The 18,384-nt window shown below is 63.2% G+C and carries 15 protein-coding genes; 8 read left to right on the forward strand and 7 right to left on the reverse strand.

Features of this window, described 5'->3' with window-relative positions; translation table 11 throughout:
• Positions 1–106 precede the first annotated feature (106 nt).
• From ACYG9Y_RS00475 to ACYG9Y_RS00490, 4 genes are all read right to left on the reverse strand, one after another.
• A complete protein-coding gene (locus ACYG9Y_RS00475) occupies positions 107–3,109 on the reverse strand; it encodes a caspase family protein (RefSeq protein ID WP_023737522.1) in 3,003 nt (1,000 codons plus the stop codon).
• Between the two features lie 33 nt (positions 3,110–3,142).
• Positions 3,143–3,856 carry a DUF4760 domain-containing protein gene (locus ACYG9Y_RS00480; RefSeq protein ID WP_023737523.1) on the reverse strand — a complete coding sequence of 238 codons (714 nt, stop codon included), beginning with the start codon at positions 3,854–3,856 and terminating at the stop codon, positions 3,143–3,145.
• The gene (locus ACYG9Y_RS00485; protein ID WP_245260181.1) at positions 3,853–4,233 is read right to left on the reverse strand and encodes a hypothetical protein; all 381 of its coding nucleotides are present in this window, start codon (positions 4,231–4,233) and stop codon (positions 3,853–3,855) included. Before ACYG9Y_RS00485 ends, ACYG9Y_RS00480 begins: the two co-directional genes overlap by 4 nt.
• Positions 4,234–4,334: 101 nt before the next feature.
• Entirely contained in the window at positions 4,335–6,554 is a 2,220-nt protein-coding gene (locus ACYG9Y_RS00490; RefSeq protein WP_023737524.1) for a caspase family protein, read from the reverse strand.
• 288 nt (positions 6,555–6,842) lie between these two features.
• On the opposite strand from ACYG9Y_RS00490, the gene ACYG9Y_RS00495 reads away from it, so the two are divergent.
• Positions 6,843–7,247, forward strand: a complete 405-nt coding sequence (locus tag ACYG9Y_RS00495) for a Fur family transcriptional regulator (protein WP_023686595.1) — start codon at positions 6,843–6,845, stop codon at positions 7,245–7,247.
• A gap of 8 nt (positions 7,248–7,255) precedes the next feature.
• Here ACYG9Y_RS00495 and ACYG9Y_RS00500 read toward each other — a convergent pair whose 3' ends face one another.
• Positions 7,256–7,615: a macro domain-containing protein gene (locus ACYG9Y_RS00500; protein ID WP_198021315.1), complete on the reverse strand. Its 360-nt coding sequence runs from the start codon at positions 7,613–7,615 to the stop codon at positions 7,256–7,258.
• 134 nt (positions 7,616–7,749) lie between these two features.
• A complete protein-coding gene (gene polA, locus ACYG9Y_RS00505) occupies positions 7,750–10,677 on the reverse strand; it encodes a DNA polymerase I (RefSeq protein WP_023737525.1) in 2,928 nt (975 codons plus the stop codon).
• 444 nt (positions 10,678–11,121) lie between these two features.
• Between polA and ACYG9Y_RS00510 the strand changes: the two genes are divergently transcribed.
• The 7 genes from ACYG9Y_RS00510 to ACYG9Y_RS00540 all read left to right on the forward strand — a co-directional run bounded on the left by ACYG9Y_RS00510 (position 11,122) and on the right by ACYG9Y_RS00540 (position 17,440).
• Positions 11,122–12,507 carry a M20/M25/M40 family metallo-hydrolase gene (locus ACYG9Y_RS00510; RefSeq protein ID WP_460223095.1) on the forward strand — a complete coding sequence of 462 codons (1,386 nt, stop codon included), beginning with the start codon at positions 11,122–11,124 and terminating at the stop codon, positions 12,505–12,507.
• Between the two features lie 77 nt (positions 12,508–12,584).
• Positions 12,585–13,205 carry a ribonuclease D gene (locus tag ACYG9Y_RS00515; protein WP_023669784.1) on the forward strand — a complete coding sequence of 207 codons (621 nt, stop codon included), beginning with the start codon at positions 12,585–12,587 and terminating at the stop codon, positions 13,203–13,205.
• Positions 13,206–13,285: 80 nt separating this feature from the next.
• Positions 13,286–13,492 (forward strand): hypothetical protein, encoded by a 207-nt coding sequence (locus tag ACYG9Y_RS00520; protein WP_023683046.1) that lies wholly within the window; start codon positions 13,286–13,288, stop codon positions 13,490–13,492.
• 105 nt (positions 13,493–13,597) lie between these two features.
• Positions 13,598–13,852 (forward strand): GlsB/YeaQ/YmgE family stress response membrane protein, encoded by a 255-nt coding sequence (locus ACYG9Y_RS00525; protein ID WP_023683047.1) that lies wholly within the window; start codon positions 13,598–13,600, stop codon positions 13,850–13,852.
• A gap of 78 nt (positions 13,853–13,930) precedes the next feature.
• Positions 13,931–14,077, forward strand: a complete 147-nt coding sequence (locus ACYG9Y_RS00530) for a hypothetical protein (RefSeq protein WP_023686592.1) — start codon at positions 13,931–13,933, stop codon at positions 14,075–14,077.
• A gap of 203 nt (positions 14,078–14,280) precedes the next feature.
• Entirely contained in the window at positions 14,281–16,557 is a 2,277-nt protein-coding gene (locus ACYG9Y_RS00535; protein WP_023737528.1) for a transglycosylase domain-containing protein, read from the forward strand.
• A gap of 130 nt (positions 16,558–16,687) precedes the next feature.
• The gene (locus ACYG9Y_RS00540; RefSeq protein WP_023669777.1) at positions 16,688–17,440 is read left to right on the forward strand and encodes an SDR family NAD(P)-dependent oxidoreductase; all 753 of its coding nucleotides are present in this window, start codon (positions 16,688–16,690) and stop codon (positions 17,438–17,440) included.
• Positions 17,441–17,455: 15 nt separating this feature from the next.
• Here ACYG9Y_RS00540 and ACYG9Y_RS00545 read toward each other — a convergent pair whose 3' ends face one another.
• Positions 17,456–18,376 (reverse strand): zinc-binding dehydrogenase, encoded by a 921-nt coding sequence (locus ACYG9Y_RS00545; RefSeq protein WP_023737529.1) that lies wholly within the window; start codon positions 18,374–18,376, stop codon positions 17,456–17,458.
• Positions 18,377–18,384 lie beyond the last annotated feature (8 nt).

The following is an 18,384-nucleotide window of genomic DNA, read 5'->3' on the forward strand; positions in this document are numbered from 1 at the left end:
CAATCACCAACCTTGAAAATAGATCTCCAGCAATGAAGAGACTGATCTCCCCCCTTGCGGGGGAGATGGCCGGCAGGCCAGAGGCGGGTGCCTGGGTGCCGACCTCTCACGGCTCAGCCAGCACAATGTTCTCCACGCCGCCGACATAGTAGAACGGCTTCTGCTTGGACGCGGTCAGCCGCAGCACTTCGCGCGAGATGTAGTCGGCGAGGCCGAACAGCGTCACGCCGCCGTCGGAGGTCTTGGCCCGGCCGCGCAGGCCTTCGAGGATCGAATAGGTGAAGACGCCATGGCCGAGCTCGGGCAGTTCGGCGGCGGTGTTGTTGGCAGCGGTGGCCGAGAAGACGACGATGCGTGCGTCCTGCGCGTCTTTTTCCAGGCGCGGGTTGAAGGCGTTGGCGGCGTGGCAGGTGTCGAGCAGCATGAAGCGCATGCCCTTGGCCCGCTCAACCGATTTCTGGATGTCGCCCCAGTCGACCAGCGAGGAGCGCTTCCAGCGGTCGGCATCCTGTTTGCGGCCGTCCGTGGGGATGAAATAATAGTCTTCGTCGATGTTGATGCCGTGACCGGCGACGAAAATGATGGTGGTGTCGTTCTCGCCGGGTCTGTCGAGGAAGTCGGCGAGCTGGTCGTCGATGGTGTCGGAATCCGGTTCCAGGATGGTGTCGGCGCTGGCGACCTTGAACACGTCCTTGCCGGAATCGGGCGCCTCATCCAGCGCTTCGCGGTTGACCAGAACCAGCGTCTCCATCGCCGAAAACAAGGGCGCGGATTTCTGCGAGATCACCTTGAGGAATTCGGTGGCGTCATCGACGGGATAGCGCAGATCGCAGGCGTGGCCGGCGCATGCATCGGTGAGGAAAGGATATTTGTCGACGCCGATCACGGCGACGTAGAGCTTGCCCTTGTTGGCGGGCTTTTCGGTTTTCCTGCCAAGTGCTGTGACACTGCGCTCGGTCAGATAGCCGAACTCGTTGGTGCCGGTGATGCGAATGGTGTTCTCGCCATTCTCGACCGGCACTTCGACGATGGTGCTCTTGCCGCCATCGGCCGAGCGCGCCGTGACATTGCCGACATTGCGGCTGTTCGACAGGATCGAAAACCCGGCGACGTCGGCGCCGGCTTCCTGCACGCCTGATATTTCGACGGCGACATAGCCTTCGCGGACACTGCTCTGGTCGGCGGCAAGCTTGATGCCGAATTCCGGCGGTTTGCGCTCGAGCAGCTTTTCCAGCTGGCGGTCAACGCCGGGACGCATTTCCTGGACCGCCTGTTCGGCGCTGCGCAGGATGATGGCCCGGCGCACCATTTCCGGGCTCCAGAGATATTTCTTCAGCTGGCCGGCGCTGATGAAACGCCCTTCGTGGTCGCGGCCCTGATTGACGTGCCAGCCGATCAACTTGTCGCCATCGGCGGAGGAATAATAGTAGCCCTGGGGCATCCAGGCGATCCATTCGGAGTCGGCGAAGAACATCGACACGATCAGTTTGTGGCTCTTCAAATTCCACAGCCGCACGGTCTGGTCGGCGCTGCCGGTGACCAACAGCCCTTCCTTCTCGACGGCAACCATGGCGTTGATCTCGCCGGTGTGGCCGGTGAATTCACTCGATACCTCGGCGGTCGCGGTTTTGTATTCCAACAGCGTGCCGTCGCTGCCGCCGGTGATCAGGCCAAGCCCATTGCCGATCAGCGTGTAAGCCGAATGGACGAAGCCATTGGCGGCGGAATTCTCGATGCTGTGCATCACCTTTCCGCCGCTCGCGATTTCGAGCACGGCATTCTCCAGGCCGTCCTTGCCGCCGGGGACGGCGCGAAGCAACCACCCACCGTCGGTCAGTGCCGCGCGGGCATAGGCGCCCTGTTCCGCAAACGCCACCGGGTCCTCGAAGAACCGCTCGGCCGTCGGTAGCGCCAGCACCTTGTCCAGCGTGCCCTGCAGCTCGGGACAGGACACGCGTTCAGGGCAGGGGTTGGTGTTGCCCCAAGCGATGGAGCTGCTCGCCGCATCGATCCCGATCGCCGTCACCGGTTCGCCGACCCCTTGCAGCAGCGCCTTGCGCTCGCCGGTCATGGGGTTCCAGACCTGGATGGCGTTGCGGGTGCCGCCGGCTGTCGCCACCAGCGAGCCGTCGGCATTGCCGGCGCCAGCAAAGACCGTGCCGTCATGGCCGTTATAATCGAGCAGTTGCTCGCCGCTGTCGGTATTCCAGACCGCCGAGCGATGCTTGTCGGCGCAGCGATAGCTGCATGACGCAACAAGCCGCGAACCCGTGGCGAAGCTCAGAGCGCCGATCTGGAAATCCTGCTTCGGCATGGCGCGGACGAATTTGCCGGTGCTGGCCTGCCAGAGCTGGACGTCGCCGTCCTTGCTGCCGGTGGCGAACAGGTTGCCATCCAATGACACGGCGAGTGCGGCGACGCCGACATCGCGCAGCGGTTCGGTCTCGGCGGGCAAGGCGATCTCCTCAGCCTTGGCGACATCCCAGAGCCTTATGCCATTGTCGGTGGTCGCTGCCGCCAGCCGGGTTCCCGCAGCGGCGAAGGCGAGCTTTTCCACACGCCAGGAATCGGCATCGAGTTTTTCCGCCAGCGTCCAGCCCGACGCGGATTTGTCGTCCGCCCGCCAGAGGTAGACGAAACCATCGCCACCGCCGGCGGCGAGCGTGTTTCCGTCGGGTGAAAAGGCGACATCATAGATGGGATAGTCGGCGGCCTTGAGCAGGGTTTTGATCTTGCCGGTGGTGAAATCGAACAGCCTGACATCGCCATAAGGGGGCTTGTCGCCGATGCCGGCGCCGAAATAACCGCCGGCGGCGATCGTCTTGCCATCCGGCGACACGGCAATCGCAAAGACCTTGCCGTCATTGCCATTGCCAAGATAGCCGCGAATGGTGCGCAGCGTCACCCCGCTCTGCCAGTCCCAGATGCGGATGGTCTTGTCGTCAGATGCGGAGACCAGTCCCTCGCCGTCCGGCGTGAAGGCAAGATCGGTGACCCTGGCGCTGTGGCCGCCGGTGTTGAGATCGAGATGGAAATCGAGGTCCTCGGCACCGGCGGTTGATGTTAACGCCAGAAGACCGACCAGGATTAGCCACCGGATAGCACGCAAGGGATGGGAGCTGCCCGGCACCTTGTTGCGCCGCTATTTGGAGTCGGCGGGCGGCGGCGACCCGTGGCGCACATAATTCTCGATCGCCTGGGCATAATTGGCGGAACCGGCCTTGCGTTCTTTTTCGATGTAGCCGGCAAAATAGCTCCAGAACGACACCGCATAGTCGCGGAAATAGGCATCGGCGACATCGCGCGAACAGAGCTTGCCCTCGACGCAGATCGAGAGACGATTGAGGAAATAGACGATGCGATCGAAATTGTCGTTGAAGTCGGCGATCGGCATGGTGCCGCCGCCGGCAGTCATCGCCTCAATGCCAATGCGTTGCCGGAAGACCCGTTCCTCGGTCGGCGACGGCGTGGCGCTGAGCAGATTGTCGTATTTGGCGTTGAGCGACGAGAGGCGCTCCTTGAGCGCGCGCTGCGCCTGCTGAAAATCCTTGCTTTCCCAAAGCTCGACCAGCGACATCGTCTGCTCGACGCGCTTCTGTTCCTGGTTTGCCAGAAACTGGAAGACCGAGAAGCCCAAGGTGAAGACGATCGCCAGGCGCACGGCGAGACCCGACCAGGCATAGATCAGCATGCGCCAGTCGCGGTCGGTGAACGGGTTGGCTTCCTTCTTGATCTCGTGACTGCTCGGCCACGGAAAGCCTTCGGTGGTTTCGGGCAAGGTCGCCGGCTTCTTGGCCGGTGCCGGCGCCGATGTGGCTGGCGATTTTTGCGTTGCAGTGCCCCCCGGCTTTTTCATCCGCAGCTGTCCAGTTGGATAATGGCGGTGGGATCGAGCACGATGCCGGGTGTCTCCAGCTTCTTTTTCAGGCAATCGAGCTGCGTGCGCGAAATCATGAACTGCACGTCCGGTTCGGCAGCCGCCTTGCTGGGTGACGGCAAGGGCTCGACCACGCCGCGCGAGGCGCAGCTGGAGAGATCGACGACAACGGCCGTGTTGCCGGTCTTGGCGATCTGGTCGTACTGGTCGAGAAAGCAGGTGGCGAGCTCGGAGTTGGTGACGATCTGCTTGGCGCACAGGCCGCAATTCTCGTCCGCCGAGGCGCTGGCAACCAGCAACAGGCTTCCGGCAAGGCCGGCCGTCGCTGCACGCCAGGAGAGCACGGGGATAGTCACTGATGTCCTCATCTGTTGCATTCAGCCGCGGCGCATAGAAGTGTCGCGAGCCGGGAATGTTCATATATCACGCCGGCAAGAGCCGGCGAAGCGATGTCAGGTCAGGCGCGGGGCACCGTCTCCATCGGGAAGATCATCACCGCGCCTTTGGGACCGCTCTTCTCGGCAAGCCGCATCACGGAGCGCGTTGCCGGCGCCATGCCGATGTCGGCCAGCATGTCGGAAAAACCAGGCGTTCCCGATGCGGCACGCGTCACGGCGCGCAGGCCTTCCTGGGCAAGAAAGCTCAGATCCTCTTTCTCGCTCTGCGGCGGCGCCTCGGTCAGCACGGCAATCATGCGCTCCATGCCGAAGCTGGTGTCGGTGAAGGCGAGCAGCCCTTCCTTCAGGCCCTGATCGGCCTGCTGGTTGATCGGCGCCAGCCGCTCTGCGACGATATGGGTGATCGAATAGTCGCTGCCGATATACAGCACGTTGATGTCGACGAACTCGTCGGACCCGTTCTTGGCCGCAATGTGTACCTGATCGCCCGGCGAAACGCGCGGCACCGTCGAGGATTCGATCGGCTCCAGCACATCGCTGTCCTGGCGCTTGATCAGGAACTGGACGCTGACCTCGTCCGGCCGGTAGTCGGACGCCGCGGCGAGCCGCGACAGGCCGGTGGCGCGGAAGATCGTGGTCAGGGTCTTGGCTGTGTTTTCCGCAAGCTTGTCGCGGCCATCCTGATGGATGACGATGCGTGGCGGCTTGCTGCCGTCCTTCAGGCTGATGTCGCCGGACGCCGGCAGGAACCACAGCGCCGGTTCGTCGCTGGCGTTGGCGGCAGCGCCGTCCATGGATTTTTCGCGCAGCACCGCAAGCCGCAGATCGGCGCTCTTGCCGGGCTCGACCAGCGCGATGTGGAAGCCGGACTTCGGCTTCGCCACCAATTCGTCCAGAACCGAATTGACCAGCTCGGTTTCTTTTTCGAGCCCTGCGGTCGGCGCCGGCTTTGCCACCAGCAGCTTATAGTCGACCGCGAGTTCGGCAACGCGCGCATAGGCGCCGGCGGGCACCGCCGTCGGCGCAAGCGCCGGCTTGCCGTCGAATTCGACCGGTGCGAGCCGGCTTTCGAGGTTTTTTGCCGATTTCACTTCGAGATAGCCGACGGCGTCGGAGAGCTTCGACAGCGCCGAAGGCAAAATGGCGAGCTTGCTGCCGGGGGTCAGACCCTGCAGCAGCCCGGCGCCGATCGCGACATCGCCGTCCTTGACGGCAATCGGCCATTGCATGACGGCGTCGGTTTTGTCGGTGCCGAACACGCGGGCGTCCAGTTCGCCCTCGAACAGGGGCGTCGGCCTTGTGCGGCCGTCGGCCGAATATTGCTGCAGCACGGCCTGGCCGAGCTGGCGATAGGTGACGTTCGGGTTCTCGGCCAATTTCGACAGGATGGTGAAGGTGAACAGGCCGAAGCGCGGCGCGTCGGGCGTGCCCTTGGGCAGCGGCATTTCCGGCGTCGTCTCGACCGTCTGCGCGGCATAGAAGGCGACCAGCTTGCCCCTGGCGATCGGCTCTGCGCCGGTCGGCGTCAGGTTGAAGGCCGGCTTGCGGCCGCCATTCTCGTCGAAACCGCGCGATGCGCTTGCCGAGATGTCGTCATAGGCCTTCACCGCGGCTGCTCTCGCCGCGTCGTCGCCGCCGACGAGGTCGGCGAACTCGACCTTGCGCTCCAGTTCGTCATCGACTTCCGCGGCGCGCGTCGCGGTGCCGGAATGGCAGCAGTCGAACACCACCCAGACAAAGGCGCCCTTGTCGCGGATGGCGTCGAGTGCGGCGCCGACCTCGTTGTCGACCAGCGCGTTCGGCACGCCCTCTTCGCGGTTGATCCATTTGTCGATATCGGACGGCAGGAAAATCTCGTCGAGGCCGTCGGTCTCGTCACCGGCCTTGGCTTGCGGCTGCTGGGCGCCGTGGCCCGACAGATGCAGATAGACGAAATCGTCGCGTTGCACCTTGCCGGCGAGGTCGGCAAGGGCGGCCTTGATCGCCGCATGCGTCGGCGGGCCGTTGGCGCCTTCGACGTCCTTGGCGAGCAGGATCACATTCTCGGCCGAGAACTTCACCGGATCGGGCGTGTTCTTCAGGAGATAGTCGCGCACCAGGCCGGCATCGTTCTTCGGCCCGATCAGCCAGTTCTTCTGCGGTAGGTTCGGATAGTCGGTGCAGGCAACCAGCAGCGCGTGATAGGTGCGCGAGGCGGCGAGAGCGCGGAACGAAACCGTACCGGCAGCCACAAGCGCCGACGTGCCGACGAGCAGCGTCCGTCGTGTCAGTTTGATCATAATTGCTTCCCCAAGCCCGATCGAATTTGCAAGTGCGGCACCTTTCGTCGCGAATTTTGTCAGTATTTTGAATGTGGTCGGTGCCGTCAATCGGCGGTGGTGGTCATGGTGTCGATGGCGATAACGGAAACAAGTGGCAAAAAGCCCGCTTCATCGCTATCTCAGGGGAATTGAGACCGCCGCATTGATTGCGAGCGGCGCTGGATCAAACAGGATAGAACATGATGTCGTCCGAGAACCGCTTCACACTTTTCGGCATCATGCTCTAAACGATCGGAAAACGGGATCATGGCGGCAAGGGATGTGCTGACGAAGAATCAGCTGAGCGTGCTCGAGAAGCTTGAGGCCGCCAGCGGACCGCTCAGCGCCTATACGCTTCTCGACCAGCTGCGCGAGCGCGGTTTCCGCGCGCCGCTACAGGTTTACCGGGCGCTCGACAGCCTGGTGAAGTCAGGCTTCGTGCACCGGTTGGAAAGCCTCAACTCCTTCGTCGCCTGCGCCGAACCGCACGACCATACGCATTCGATGACAGCCTTCGCTATCTGCGACACATGCGGGCAGGTGATGGAGATGTCCGACCATGACGTCGGCCACCGGCTGGACGAATGGGTGCGCTCGACCGGGTTTGCTGCGAAGAAGGCGGTCATCGAGTTTCGAGGGACGTGTGCCAAGTGCCTGGCTGAGGCGGCTTAGCTTGCTTCCTACTTGAGCCGAGGCGGTGCGCTATTCTCGAATTCGTTCAAGAATGTCTCATAGACGACGTACCGCGTAGGCCCAGGTGGTAGCTGCTCCATAAGCAGGGGTTTCACCTCGTCGAGCCAAGATAATTTGCCAAGCCCAGACCCGATTTTTGGCAAGGCGATGGATTCTACCCGGTTTTTGTCGGCCCATTTCACAAGCCCGCGAACTGCTTTCCGTAAATAGGGAAGTGGCGTGATACATATTTGGCTGGGTTGCCAGATAAATGAAGCCCGGCTGATTGCCGTCTGGCTCCAATGTCCAGATATGACCCCCAATAAACCTGCCGGTCCGAGCATATTTCTTGAACGCAGCCTGCACATTCGGCCACTTTTTCGAAATCTTCAGCGCAAGTCCGGTGCCAAGGCCCTCTTGATTGCCCTCTGCCACGCCTTGAGCGATATAGCTTTCCTGGGCGGCCAGCAGGTCTCCGGTGACAAAGACAATCATCGCACCTTCAATGCGCCTCGTCCCAGTTGTTGGCGGCCCGCGCATCGACATGCAGCGGCACCGACATCGAGATGGCCGGCATCGGCGCGTTCTCCATCACCCTGCGCACCACGGGGATCGTCGCCTCGACTTCCGCTTCAATCGTCTCGAAGATCAATTCGTCATGCACCTGCAAGAGCATGCGGGCGGACAGGCCGGCCTTTTCCAGCGCCTCGTCCATATGCACCATGGCGCGGCGGATGATATCGGCAGCGGTGCCTTGCAGCCTGGCGTTGATCGAGGCGCGCTCGTTGAAGGCACGGATCGACGGGTTTGACGACCGGATCTCAGGATAGTGGATGCGGCGGCCGAAGATGGTTTCGACGAAGCCATGCTCGCGGGCATAGGCTTTTGTTGCCTCGATATAGTCGCGGATGCCGGGGAAACGCTCGAAGTATTTCTTGATGTAGGCGCCGGCCTCCTCGCGCGGGATCGACAGCTGGTTGGCCAGCCCAAAGGCCGAGATGCCGTAGATGATGCCGAAATTGATCGCCTTGGCGCGGCGGCGCACTTCGGAAGGCATGCCTTCGACCGGCACGTTGAACATTTCCGAGGCGGTGATGGCGTGGATGTCGGCGCCATTGGCGAAGGCCTGCTTCAACTGCGGGATCTCGGCGACGTGGGCAAGCACGCGCAGTTCGATCTGGCTGTAGTCGGCCGAGACCAGTTTCTGGCCCTTGTCGGCGATGAAGGCCGTCCTGATCTTGCGTCCCTCCGCGGTGCGCACCGGGATGTTCTGCAGATTGGGGTCGGAGGAAGACAGCCGGCCCGTGGTCGTCGCGGCCAGCGCATAGGAGGTGTGGACGCGCCTGGTGTCGGGATGGATGAAGCCCGGCAGCGCGTCGGTATAGGTCGATTTCAGCTTGGTCAGCTGGCGCCAGTCGACGATCTTGCGCGGCAGTTCGTGGCCTTCGGCGGCGAGGTCTTCCAGAAGCTGCGCGGAAGTCGACCATTGCCCGGTCTTGGTCTTGGAGCCGCCGGGCAGGCCCATGCGGCCGAACAGGATGTCGCCCAGCTGCTTTGGCGACCCGATGTTGATGCGCTCGCCGACAAGACCGTAGATCTCCTCCTCCAGCCGTGCGGCGCCTTGCGCCAGCTCGCCGGAGAGCCGCGACAGGATCTGGCGGTCGACCGAGATGCCACGCTGTTCCATCCGGGCCAACACCGGCACCAGCGGCCGCTCCAGCCGCTCATAGACCGAGACGAGGCCCTTGGCGGCAAGCCGCGGCTTCAGCACCTGCCACAGCCGCAGCGTCACGTCGGCATGGCCGGCGGCGTAGGTGATCGCCCGGTCGATGTCGACCTGGTCGAACCCGACCGAGCTTCTGCCGGAACCGGCGAGATCCTTGAGCGGCGTCGTGGCATGGCCGAGCCATTTGTCGGCAAGCGAGGACAAAGTGTGGTGGCCGGTGCCGGCGTCGAGCACATAGGAAATCAACATCGTGTCGTCGAAGGGTGCGATATCGATGCCGTGGCGGCTCATGACGACGATGTCGTATTTGGCGTCCTGGGCGATCTTGAGCACCGATTTGTCTTCCAGCAGCGGCTTCAGCAGCGCCAGCGCCTCGCGGACCGGAATCTGGTTCTCCAGCGTGCCGCCGCCGAGCAGGTCGCCGGCGCCGCTCTTGTGGGCGAGCGGCACATAGGCGGCGCGGCCGGGGCCGATCGCCAGGGAGAAACCGATGAGGTCGGCCAGCATCGGATCGGAAGACGTGGTTTCGGTGTCGAAGGCGACGATCCCGGTCTCCTTGGCTTGGGCCAACCAGGCCTTGAGCGTCGCCGTGTCGCGGATGGCAACATAGGCGGCGGGATCGATTTTGGCCGCAGCGGCCGTTTCCAAGCGAAGTGCGGCAAGCAGCGAAGGGGCGTCGCCGGCCCTGGCGGTTTCGGTTTTGGCTTCATCCTGTGTTGCCGCAGGCGCCGCTATGCCGGAACCGACATCGGGGCCGTGCGCGGTGTCGGCGCGCTCGACGGTGACGGCGACAGCCTGCACATCGCCGGCTTCGGTGCTGGTCGCTTCAGCAACGCGCCGGGTCAGCGAGGTGAATTCCATGGTTTTGAGAAAGCCGATCAGCTTCGGCCCATCCGGCGCATGCAGCACGAAATCGTCGAGCCCGTCGGTCACCGGCACGTCGTTCTTCAGCGTCACCAACTGGCGCGATATGCGCGCCTTGTCGGCATTGGCGATGATCGATTCACGCCTTTTTTCCTGCTTGATCTCGCTGGCCCTTGCGAGCAACCCGTCAAGGTCGCCGAACTGTTCCAGCAATTGCGCCGCCGTCTTCGGCCCGATGCCGGGTACGCCCGGCACATTGTCGACGGAGTCGCCGGTCAGCGCCTGCAGGTCGATCATCTTTTCCGGCGGCACGCCCCATTTCTCGATGACTTCGGGGATGCCGATCTGGCGGTCCTTCATCGGGTCGTACATGCCGACCGTGGGTCCGACCAGCTGCATCAGATCCTTGTCGGAGGAGATGATAGTGGTGTCGCCGCCGGCCTCGCACGCCAGCCTGGCATAAGTGGCGATGAGGTCGTCGGCCTCGTAGCCTTCGATCTCGATGCAAGGCAGGTTGAAGGCCACGGTTGCCTGGCGGATCAGACCGAATTGCGGGATCAGGTCTTCGGGCGGCGCGTTGCGGTTTGCCTTGTATTCCGGGTAGAGATCGTTGCGGAAGGTTTTCGACGAATAATCGAAAATGACCGCTAAATGCGTCGGCACAATGCCTACATCGGTGTTGCGGGCGTCCTGCATCAGCTTCCACAACATGTTGCAGAAGCCGGAGACCGCGCCGACCGGTAGCCCATCGGATTTGCGGGTTAGCGGCGGCAGCGCATGATAGGCGCGAAAGATGTAACCGGAGCCGTCGATAAGGAAGAGATGATCGCCTTTTTTCATGCCGGCAGGGATAGCGCGGCGGGACGGCGCGGTCCATGGCAAAGGCGGGCTTCCAACAGGTGTTGCGGCGACATCCTGACAGAGCCTGCCTGCCGATAGGCCCTGCTGCTGTTTGCCTCGGCGCTCACGGCGATGTTACAAAAGTGTAATTTTTGTGCCCTTGAAACGCCACGATCCGAGACACAAATAAAGGTCATCGGCAGTTTTCGCCGAGTCCGGAGCAAGGCCCGTCCCCCGCCTATCCCGGACAATTGCGGCAGCCTATCCCCCCTCTCCGGGCTGCCGCATCGTTTCGAGTAAAAGACCGCCGTGGTTCCCCTCCACCACGGCGGTTCTTTTTTGCCTTCTGACAAGTGTTTACGGTCCGTGGTCCAACGATCGCGGGCTTTTCGTTTTGATGCGCTGCCTTTACGGTCCCGGCACCGAAAAGAAAGGCCCGCAGTAATGTCCACCATTTCCTCCGTCCTAGACCGCCTCGACAAAAATCTCGACCATAGCCTGGAGCGCCTGTTCGGCCTGCTTCGCATCAAGTCGATCTCGACCGATTCCGACTATGCCGCCGACTGCCGCAAGGCCGCGGAGTGGCTGGTGGCGGACCTCAAGCTGATCGGCTTCGACGCTTCGGTGCGCGACACGCCGGGACACCCGATGGTGGTTGCGCACCATGAAGGCCCCGCCGGTTCGCCGCATGTGCTGTTTTACGGCCATTACGACGTGCAGCCGGTCGATCCGATCGAGCTTTGGGAGAACGACCCGTTTGCGCCGGCGGTCAAGGAGATCGAGCCCGGTCACAAGGTAATCACCGGCCGTGGCTCGGCCGACGACAAGGGGCAGCTGATGACCTTCGTCGAGGCCTGCCGCGCCTGGAAGCAGGTGCATGGCAATCTGCCCTGCCGCATCACCATCCTGTTCGAGGGCGAGGAGGAGTCCGGTTCGCCGTCGCTGAAGCCGTTCCTCGAGGCCAATGCCGATGAGCTCAAGGCCGATTTCGCTCTGGTCTGCGACACCGGCATGTGGGACCGCGAAACGCCGTCGATCTGCGTTTCGCTGCGCGGAATGGTCGGCGAGGAGGTCACGGTCAAGGCTGCCGATCGCGACCTGCATTCGGGCCTCTATGGCGGCGCCGCCGCCAACCCGATCCGCATCCTGGCGAAAATCCTCGCCGACATCCATGACGAGAACGGCCACGTCACCATTCCGGGCTTCTATGACGGGGTCGAGGAAACGCCGTCGCAGATCCTGAAATCATGGGAAACTCTGGGCAAGACCGCCGAAACCTTCCTCGGACCGATCGGCCTCTCGATCCCGTCGGGCGAAAAAGGCCGCTCGGTGATGGAACTGACCTGGGCGCGGCCGACGGCCGAGTTCAACGGCATCATCGGCGGCTACACCGGCAAGGGGTTCAAGACGGTGATCGCGGCGGAAGCGTCGTCGAAAATCTCCTTCCGCCTCGTCCACAAGCAGGACCCCGAGAAGATCCGCGCCGCTTTCCGGAAATTCGTCAAGGCGCGCATTCCCAGGGACTGTTCGGTCGAATTCCACCCGCATGGCGGCGGGCCGGCAATTCAGCTTTCCTACGACTCGCCATTCCTGGCCAAGGCCAAGACTGCGCTGTCGGATGAATGGCCGAAGCCAGCGGTGACGACGGGCAGCGGCGGCTCGATACCGGTGGTCGGCGACTTCCAGACCTATCTCGGCATGGAATCGCTGCTGGTCGGGTTCGGCCTCGACGACGACCGCATCCACTCGCCCAACGAGAAATACGAGCTGACCTCCTTCCACAAGGGCCAGCGCTCGTGGGCGCGCATTCTCGATGCGCTGACGCGCTGAGGAGGCTGGGAAGTTTTCTTGTTGATTTTTCAGCGGATCGCGGCGAGGACGGGTTACGCCGCGATCCGGAGACAACTATGCCCGACATCCGCTTCCACAAGAACGATCTGCCCGACCTCGCCCACTACAATGTCGACGCGGTGGCCATCGATACCGAGACGCTGGGGTTGAACCCGCACCGCGACCGGCTGTGCGTGGTGCAGATCTCGCCCGGCGATGGCTCGGCCGACGTGATCCAGATCGCGCCCGGCCAGAAGAAAGCGCCGAACCTCGTCAGCCTGCTGCGCAACCGCGGCATCACCAAGCTTTTCCATTACGGCCGTTTCGACCTCGCCGTGCTGTACAATGCATTTGGGGTGATGCCCGAGCCGGTGTTCTGCACCAAGATCGCCTCGCGGCTGACCCGCACCTATACCGACCGGCACGGGCTGAAGGACATCTGCTTCGAACTGCTCGGCGTCGGCCTGTCGAAGGCGCAGCAATCGTCGGACTGGGCGGCCGAGACCCTGTCGCCCGAACAGCTCGAATATGCCGCTTCCGACGTTCTCTATCTGCACCGTCTGCGCGAGGTGCTGGCTGGACGCCTGGCGCGGGACGGGCGCACCAAGGAAGCCGACGCCTGCTTCCGCTTCCTGCCGACGCGTGCCAAGCTCGATTTGATGGGTTGGGACGAAGAGGATATTTTTGCCCACAGCTGATGGCCTTCGGATAACGCTTCCGGCAGCCTTGCAACCAGACACGCGTCGTGGCGTTCTGTCGACTCAATGAGGGGGATGACGTGGCAGACCGCAAACCGATAGCGACCGCCCCGACGGATGGATCCAAGGTCACTGTCCTGTGGAAGGACGGCGCCGGCGTCGTCAGCGAATCCGTCGGGCAATATCGCGACGGCGCCTGGTGGGTCTACACCGACAGCGATACCCAGAAAAAAGTCGACCCGACCAGCTGGCGGCCAGTCTCCAGCGACGATGACGACGATCAATGAGCGCCGCTGGCGGGTGCAACTGCTTTCGCATAGCGTGAAGTCGTTGATATCGAGGCCGATTCGGGGTCTTCCGCTCCGTAGCCTCTCTTCCTGGAGGAACGCGTCATGGGCATCGAAAGCCTTCTCATCTTCATCATCATCGGCGCCATTGCCGGCTGGCTCGCCGGCCTCATCGTCTCGGGCTTCGGCTTCGGCCTGATCGGCAACATCGTCGTCGGCATTATCGGCGCCCTGATCGCCGGCTGGCTGTTTCCAAGGCTCGGCTTCGCTATCGGAGGCGGCATTCTGGCTGCCATCATCAACGCAACGATCGGCGCCGTCATCCTGCTGGTGCTGGTCAAGGTTCTGAAGCGAGCGTGACGCTCGAAGTTTTTACTTAACGCAATTCCTCAGCGGAAAGCCTGCGCTTTCCTGGAATTGCTCCAAAAGGAGCGCGCCGTGAAACAGAACACTCTCTATCTCCTTGTCGGCGCGCTCGTTGTCGTGGTCATCGCGCTCGGTGCATATGTCTATCACGAACAGACCAAGCCCAAGGGCGTCGAACTGAAGATCGACGACAAGGGCATCTCGATCCAGCAGAATTGAAATATTCGGGGTAGCCAGGGCCTCTGCCTTTTGCGGCAGACAGGCCGCGAGGATGCGCCTTTCGGACCCAGTTGGCGGCAGCGGATTTTAGAAATTTCTTAAGGAATTTCAGAAGGGTGCATACCCTGCTTTAACGCGCCCTTAAACCGCCGCATCTACCCTCCAACCCGAGCGCCATTGGCACCGGGAAGACAGCGCAACGCATGGCGAACCGCAGAGACAGTCGCATCGAACCCAGCTTCGAGGGATCGCCAAAGGCGAAATCCGCGGCCGGTTTCTCGGTGAACGAGGAGGATCGGGTCGTGCCGGCCAATCGCAAATCATCTTCGGCGCGCAAAACCTCCAAGGCAAAATCATCGTCACGCGGCAAGCGAGGCAAAGCCCGGCGCGGCCTTTTCGGCGTAATGGCCCGGATGTTCTACTGGTGCTTCGTGCTCTGCATCTGGGGCGGCATCGCGGTGGCCGGCATTGTCGTCTATTACGGCGCCAAGATGCCGGCGGCGACCACCTGGTCCATCCCCGACCGTGCCCCCAACATCAAGATCGTCTCGGTCGACGGGCAACTGCTTGCCAACCGCGGCATGAGCGGCGGCGAGGCGGTCGGCCTGCACGAAATGTCGCCTTATATTCCCGAAGCCGTCATCGCCATCGAGGATCGCCGCTTCTATTCGCATTTCGGCATCGACCCGATCGGTCTGTCGCGCGCCATGGTGACCAACGTTCTGGGCCGGCGTTTCTCGCAGGGCGGCTCGACGCTGACCCAGCAGCTGGCCAAGAACCTGTTCCTGAAGCCCGACCGCACGCTGGAGCGCAAGGTGCAGGAAGTGCTGCTGGCGCTGTGGCTGGAGCACAAGCATACCAAGGACCAGATCCTCGAAATGTACCTCAACCGGGTCTATTTCGGCTCCGGCGCCTATGGCGTCGAGGCGGCCTCGCGCCGCTATTTCGGCAAGAGCGCGCGCGATGTCACCTTGTCGGAAGCGGCCCTTCTTGCCGGCCTCTTGAAAGCGCCGTCGCGGCTGTCGCCGGCGCGCGACCCGAAAGCGGCGGAGGAGCGTTCGCAGCTGGTGCTCGCCGCCATGCGCGACGAAGGCAAGATCAGCGCCAAGGAACTGGCCTCGGCGATGAGCGCGCCGGCAACGCGCGCGCCATCCTACTGGACCGGTTCGGAAAACTACGTCGCCGACACCATCATGGAAGAGCTGCCCGATCTGATCGGTGACGTGCGCAGCGACATCGTCGTCGACACCACCGTCGACCTCAACCTGCAGAAGCTCGCCGAAGAGTCGATCCGCCGGCTGATCGACGAGAGCGGCAAGAAGCTCAATGTCAGCCAGGGCGCGCTGGTCTCGATCGACAATTCCGGCGCCGTGCGCGCCATGGTCGGCGGCTACGACTATTCGGCCAGCCAGTTCGACCGCGCCTCCGAAGCACGCCGTCAACCGGGCTCGGCGTTCAAGCCGTTCGTCTATATGGCCGCACTCGAAGCCGGCCGCACCCCGGACAGCGTGCGCAACGACGCGCCGATCAAGATCGGCAAATGGACACCGGACAATTACGGCGGCAAGTATTTCGGCAAGGTGACGTTGGCGACCGCTTTGGCGAAGTCGCTGAATTCCGTCGCGGCACAGCTGACCATGGAGGTCGGGCCCGACGCGGTGGTCGAGGCGGCGCATCGGATGGGCATCCAGTCCGACCTGATCGCCAACACCTCGATCGCGCTCGGCACCTCGGAAGTGACGCCGCTGGAGCTGACATCGGCCTATGTGCCGTTCGCCAATGGCGGCTACAAGCCCGACATCCATTTCATCCGCCGCATCACCACGACCGAAGGCAAGGTGCTCTATGACGACAATGGCGGCAGCGCGCCGCGCGTCGTCAAGCCGAACATTGTCGGCATGATGAACTCGATGATGACCGGCACGGTCGAGATCGGCACGGCGAAGAAGGCGGCCTTCGCCTGGCCGTCTGCTGGGAAGACTGGAACCAGCCAGAATTCGCGCGACGCCTGGTTCGTCGGTTACACCGCAAACCTCACCACCGGCGTATGGTTCGGCAATGATGACGGCACGCCGATGAAGAAGGTCACCGGTGGCGCGCTTCCGGCACAGGCCTGGCACGAATTCATGGTTGCCGCGCATGAAGGCGTGCCGGTTAGGCCGCTGCCCGGGACCTGGAAATCGACGCCGCCCGATACCATCGTGCCCGACGATATTCCGTCAGTCGATAACAACCAGGCGGCGCCGTTGCCTGCCGTTGCCGTCAGCCGTTCGGAGCCTGCTGCCGCTCTGGCACCTGCCACTGTACCCGCACAAGCACCGGTCCGCCGTCCGGCCGAAACGGTCGATGCCGACGGTTTCAACATGCCGGGCGACGGCGGCACCACGGCCTCGATCAAGCATCCAGTACCGCCGGGCAGCGTCGGCGGCCCGGCCAAGAAGCGGAAAACCTCAATCCTGGATATTCTCGGCGGCGGCTGAGCGGCTCGTCATCCTGGCTTCAAACCAATGGCGAGCTGGCAATCCGTTCCTCATATGAGAGCTGCGGTGACAATTCGGCCTCTCGCCACCTCCGCGGCATTCGGCTACATCTCCGGCCGGAGTGACAGACATGGCTGAGACCGACACCAGAAAAACCATCGTGCTGACCGGAGCCAGCCGCGGCATCGGACATGCTACGGTCAAGCGCTTTTCGCGTGAGGGCTGGCGCGTCATCACCTGTTCGCGCCAGGCCTTTGCCGAGGATTGTCCGTGGCCGGCCGGTCCGGAAGATCACATCAAGGTCGATCTCGCCGACCAGGAAGATGTCGGCATCGCCGTCTCGGAGATCCGTCACCGGCTCGAGGCGCATGGCGGCCAGTTGCACGCTCTGGTCAACAATGCCGGCATCTCGCCAAAGCTCAAGGACGGCAACAGCCGCATGGATTCGATCGACACGCCGATGCATGTCTGGCGCGATGTGTTCCAGGTGAATTTCTTCGCGCCGATCATGCTCGCGCGGGGCCTCTTCAAGGAGCTTGCTGCAGCGAAAGGTTCGATCGTCAACGTCACCTCGATCGCCGGCACGCGCGTGCATCCTTTCGCCGGCACCGCCTATGCGACCTCGAAGGCGGCGCTCGGCTCGCTGACGCGCGAGATGGCGCATGATTTCGGCCCGCACGGCATCCGCGTCAATGCGATTGCGCCGGGCGAGATCGACACCGCGATCCTGTCGCCTGGCACCGACAAGATCGTCGAGACGATCCCACTCAGGCGCCTTGGCGCCACCTCGGAAGTCGCCGACATCATCTTCTTCCTGTGCTCGCAGCAGGCGTCCTATGTGACGGGCTCGGAAATCCACATCAATGGCGGCCAGCACGTCTGAGCACTGACAGACTGCTCATTCGGCGATGGTGAGAACAGCCTTGCCGCTGAAGCTGCGCTGGCGCAGGGCGTCCAGGGCCTGGGTGATGTCTGTCCACGGCACGGTCATGGACACACGGGTTTCCAGCCGGCCGGCCGCGACCAGAGCGAGCAGCGAGGCGATGTCCGCGCCAATGGCTGGACCGGATGTGTAGTAGGCGAAAGTCTGAAGCCTCGCTCCCTCATGGCCCGGAACGAACTGTCTGAAGCCAACCGGCGTGAGTTCGCCGCTGCTCGAACCGAACATGACGATGGTGCCGCCGGGGGCGACGCGTTCGATGGCATGGGCGAGGCTTTGGCCGCCGACCGACTCGGTGATCAGAGAGAATGGCCCTTCGGCCAGTTCGATCGACTCGACGAGTTCGTGAGCACCAAGACCGCGGAGATCCTCGGCGTGCCGGGCGGCGGCGATTGCAGTCACCGCGGCGCCTTGCTCGCGGGCGATCTGGATCTGGAAACGGCCGACCGCGCCGCCGGCGCCGGTGATCAACACCTGCTGTCCCGCGAGGTCGCCGCCATGGCGCAAGACCCTGAGAGCCGTCGTGCCCGCCACGGGAAGCGTGGCGGCGGAAACGAAGCTGACCTCATCCGGGATGACGGCGAAGCGGTCGGTCGGAACGGCGACCCGTTGCGCCCAGCCGGCCTCGTCGACCAAAGCCACAACCCGGGCGCCGACGGCAGGCCCGGAGCCATCGGCTGCCGCCCGTTCGACAATCCCTGCGATGTCCTGGCCGGGTATCCAGCCTTTTGGGCGTATGGTGAGCAGGCGCAGTTCGCCGCGGTTCAACGAGGTTGCGTGGACGCAGACAAGCGCTTCGTTGGGGAGGGGCCGAGGGTCCTCGACCTCGGCGAGCGTCAGTCTGGTGGGGTCGTCGGGAGACATGACGAGCGCGCGCATGGGAAGCC

This window comes from Mesorhizobium sp. W050, assembly GCF_054719535.1.